4 protein-coding genes are annotated in these 4,181 nt (G+C 41.3%); 3 read left to right on the top strand and 1 reads right to left on the bottom strand.

The window, feature by feature from the left end:
* The coding region (locus AC1DSE_RS31395) for an MFS transporter (protein ID WP_477528775.1) at positions 1 to 1,123 on the bottom strand (1,123 nt) is incomplete at its 3' end.
* A gap of 189 nt (positions 1,124 to 1,312) precedes the next feature.
* Between AC1DSE_RS31395 and AC1DSE_RS31390 the strand changes: the two genes are divergently transcribed.
* From AC1DSE_RS31390 to AC1DSE_RS31380, 3 genes are read left to right on the top strand one after another with little or no spacing between them, the layout of a single operon-like run.
* The gene (locus tag AC1DSE_RS31390; RefSeq protein WP_430054114.1) at positions 1,313 to 1,834 is read left to right on the top strand and encodes a type IV pilus modification PilV family protein; all 522 of its coding nucleotides are present in this window, start codon (positions 1,313 to 1,315) and stop codon (positions 1,832 to 1,834) included.
* Positions 1,818 to 2,306, top strand: coding sequence for a PilW family protein (locus AC1DSE_RS31385; protein ID WP_430054113.1), 489 nt, complete (start codon positions 1,818 to 1,820; stop codon positions 2,304 to 2,306). The genes AC1DSE_RS31390 and AC1DSE_RS31385 overlap by 17 nt, the downstream gene beginning before the upstream one ends.
* Positions 2,307 to 2,316: 10 nt before the next feature.
* Positions 2,317 to 4,065, top strand: coding sequence for a hypothetical protein (locus tag AC1DSE_RS31380; protein WP_477512207.1), 1,749 nt, complete (start codon positions 2,317 to 2,319; stop codon positions 4,063 to 4,065).
* The last annotated feature ends 116 nt before the right edge of the window (positions 4,066 to 4,181 follow it).

Genomic DNA, 4,181 nt, shown 5'->3' with positions numbered 1-4,181 from the left:
ATAAACCTTTAATGCCGATCCAACCGGAGAGGGCACCACCCGTGATCGGGCCAATCATGTTGCCTAGACTCATTGTGCTGGTGTTGAAGCTGTAGGAACGGCTCTCCATGCCGTCAGGTGTGTATTTTCGAATAAGGGAGTTTACGGCTGGGATAAGCCCCCCGAGAAAGATGCCAAGAAAAAAGCGGGCAATGAGCAATTGCCATACGGTGCCTGCCATCGCTTGTGGGATAAAGGCGAGCGACGAACCAACAAGCGCTACGCCAAGTACACGTTCTGCGCCGATTCGGTCACTAAGCTTACCGAGCAGCGGCGAGGACACGAGATTGGAGAGACCGGTGACTGATCCGACGAAGCCTGCCAAGAAAGCAAGGTTGGCCGTTGTCCCGTGAAGCTCCTGAACATAAAGCGGAATAAGCGTCATGGGGCTCATCATAGCGAATTGAATGAGAAAAGTGACGGCAAATAACGCAGTAAGCTGAGGAATGCCGCTTAATTTCCGAAAACCTTCGATGACGGAGGCTTGCACGCGAGCAGCTGCTTTCATGCGGTCAAACGGTTCTTTTACAACAAATAGAGCAAGCAGCGAGGCTGCGAACAGCAAAGCTCCTGTCAGGTAGAAGATCGGCCTAAAGCCAATAGAATCCGCGAGCAAGCCGCCAATAAATGGGCCAAGTATCGTTCCGGCAATGCCTCCTGATTGAATCGTACCCATCGCGAAGCCCATCTTATTTTTTGGCGTTGTTGCTGAAATTAATGCGATAGATGCAGGGTTGAAGCCGGATATTGTCCCATTCACCATTCGAAGCAGCAGCAAGTGCCATGGAGTTGTGGCAAACCCCATCAATACCATAACGATGGACATACCGAAACCAGAGCGGAGAAGCATCATTTTGCGACCGTACCTGTCAGCCATCTTTCCCCATATAGGTTGAAAAATAAATGACGTCACAAAGTTGCCCGCAAAAATAAGCCCAGCCCACACGCCGATCTCATGCTTATCGGTTAAACCTAAATCAAATTGCAAATAGAGGGACAGGAACGGAATGATCATCGTCATCCCAGCCATAACGAGAAACTGTCCGAACCACAACACGATCAGATTTTTTTTCCATTGTTCCATAAGAAAATTATAACATATGTGATCAAGGTAACAAAAATGGTTCTAATGACTTATTAAAATTACATATTAATGTCGAAACTTGTTCTTTTGTCATAGAAAAATATACCTAGCTATAGTAAACTGAGATTAGAAGAAAAAGGAATTAATTATGTCGATGGTGGCTATGAAGAAGCGGGTGAGGAATCACAAATGAGATTTTATAAGAAAGCAGAAGGACAAGCGGGCTTTTCACTAATTGAAGTGCTGGCTGCATTTACAATACTATCCATCGTTGCTCTAGCAATGACAGCATTTTTCACGAATGCACTCACTTATGCGAAAGGGAATCAGAATAAGACAGTTATGGTGAATCTAGCACGGAATGCTTTGTTTTATATGGAGAAGCAAGAATTTGATCCGATCAAAAAATACTTTGTTGTGGATGGCAAAACAGAGATTTCATGCGGGGCGACAAGCTGCTCTGAAGAAGTGAAAAAGCTGGTTTCGAATGGGGATATATTATTTGAGGTTCTTCACCCAACGATTAACGGTGTTGCATATCAAATATCGATTGAATATCAGAAAGACATTATGACCGATCTTTCGCTTCAAGGAAAAACAGCGAATTATTTAATCCCGATTAACGTTCTTGTAGAGCCTATTGGGGGCAGCAACAATGCTCGTGAGGTAACAAGGGTGGAGGGCTACATAACAAATGAGAAAATACGTTAGTAAGCTACGAAATGAAGAAGGAATTTCATTAATTGAACTCATCGCATCAATGGCTTTGCTTTCGATATTTGGAGGAATCATATATTCCGTTCTCGTCTTCGGAATTGGCACTTATAACAAGATCGAGATTGAAAACTCCTTGCGTGATGAGGGAGATTTAGTTATGTCCTCCGTTATTAACGAGTTGTATACTTTTGCGCCAGATTTAATAGGGTCAACGGGGTATGGTATTGAATTGTCCAAAAACGATCCCACCGAAGTGAAGATGATCAAGATCGATAATGGCGAAATAATGGTAGGAAACCGCGATCTCAAAATAAAGTCAACGATTGCTCCAGCGTCTACTATCAAACTCATTTGTGAGAAGCCTGGGGCATGCAGTACAGGACTTATTGAGATAAAGCTTGTGCTTAATCAAACCCACGCTGGAAAAACACAGCAATTAGCATTGGAAAGTAAATTTGGCTTCTAGGAGATATGCCATGATTCGAAATGAACGCGGCTATGCGTTATTGCTCGTTATTTTTATGATTCTTTTATTTACGATATTAGGGACAGCCATTTTAGGTGCTAGTTTAGGCGGAGCAACTCGAACAGAGACGCGCGAGAACGATGTTCAAAGCCTTCATCTAGCAGAAAAGTCTCTTAATCAAGCCGTGTCTTATCTGATTTCCGAATATGATGGACGAGAGGATATTAGCTCTGAGGAATTACAGAAATATATGACTCAAATTCAGAATTTGGATAATTTTAAAGCGAAGCTTACGAGTACTGAGTTGGATGGGGCTAATGCAGAGATAACTGATATTAAGGTGGAAAGTGGAAGCAACCTTCAAAGTTACAAGCTTAAGCTTACCTCTGAAGCTGTTGTAAATGGAGTTAAACGAAAAATGGTTCAGCATGTCTTGATTGATTCCTATCCAGAATTTCTGCAGTATGCCTATGGTTCGGAACAGGATGTTATTATTAACGGCTCACCGTATGCAATGGGTAACGTCTATGCAGGGCATGAGTTGAAGATTTCCAACCGAGCAGAATATAGGTATAAATCACTGGGAGATCGGCAGCTTACTCAATATCCAAGGCTAGATGGAAATCTATTTGTGCCTTCATTTCATGCCATCAAATATTTTGAAAGCACTGATAAAGCTCAGCCGGTCGTTTATAAAAGCTTATCGACAAATGATGAGAGTGAACTTCAAAGAGTTCTCGGTATTAAATATGAAAATATTCATCTTAAGGATAATGGCAAATTCAGATCCATTAATATTGATGAGTCATTTATTGACAAAGCAATTGAAGCAACCAGCAACAGTATTGGCGTTCGAGAAAAGCTGAAAACGGTATTTAATGCAAATAATATGAATCCTTTTATAGATGAACTCAGTAATATGGGATTGAAAAAAGTTGCAATTGTGACGCAACCGACGCTTCCAAATCAGGATGACCCGCTTGATGTAGCTAGATACGAGGCTGAGATCATTAAATATGAGGAATACATAAATGTATTCAATTCGGTTTTATCGGAATCCATCATACATCAAGGGAATCTGACTTTAAACGGGGTAGATTTTAAAAAACTCACCTATTCAGAAGATGCAAGAAATTCAGGGAAATGGTTTATCGTAAATGGTGATTTGACGATTGTTAATCTTAGTTCTGATTACTTAGATCTTAAAGCTAATATACTTGTAACGGGCAACGTGTCGATTAAAGGTAAAAAGATTAAGGTGGACAGCACGATTTTTTGTTTAGGAGCAGGCTCAAGTTCTAATGAGACAACGATTGAGGATGCTGAACTAAAAGGAGATCAAACGGACGGGACAACGAAGCAGCTGGTACTCATTTCAAAGAAAAACATTTTGCTAAATCGATTTGATGCCTTCACGAATTATGGGAAATATGAAGGGGAAGGCATTAAAAAAAATAGACTAGATGCTTTCTTTTATACAGAAGGCAAAGCGGAGCTCTACGGGGTAGGTTCAACGTTTTGGTTGAACGGCGGTTTTTTTGCAAAAGGCGACCTAACCATTAATGCTGTTTTAGGGAATGTGAAAGAAAAATCAGATGAATCAGGTATAGACTTTCCATTGCAAGATAGCAGTGTAGGCAAGCTGGACTCTAGATTTATTGTGGAATACAATAATAAGATCTTTGAAGACCAGTACTCAGGTTTGCCTCGCGTCAAGCAAATAAGTGTAATGGTTGGAAGTAAGCAATTAGGAGATTAATAAAGATGCGAAAGCCTTCAGAATACGCAGTCCTATACTCTGAAGGCTATTTTTTGCGTCATGATGATGAAAAGAAAAAAAGCCGCCAAGCTATTGCTGCTTGGCGGCTTTGACCG

Source organism: Paenibacillus sp. 01L418 (assembly GCF_056400045.1).
Note: the sequence above shows the minus strand (reverse complement) of the source record. Positions and strands in the feature narration are given on the sequence as shown.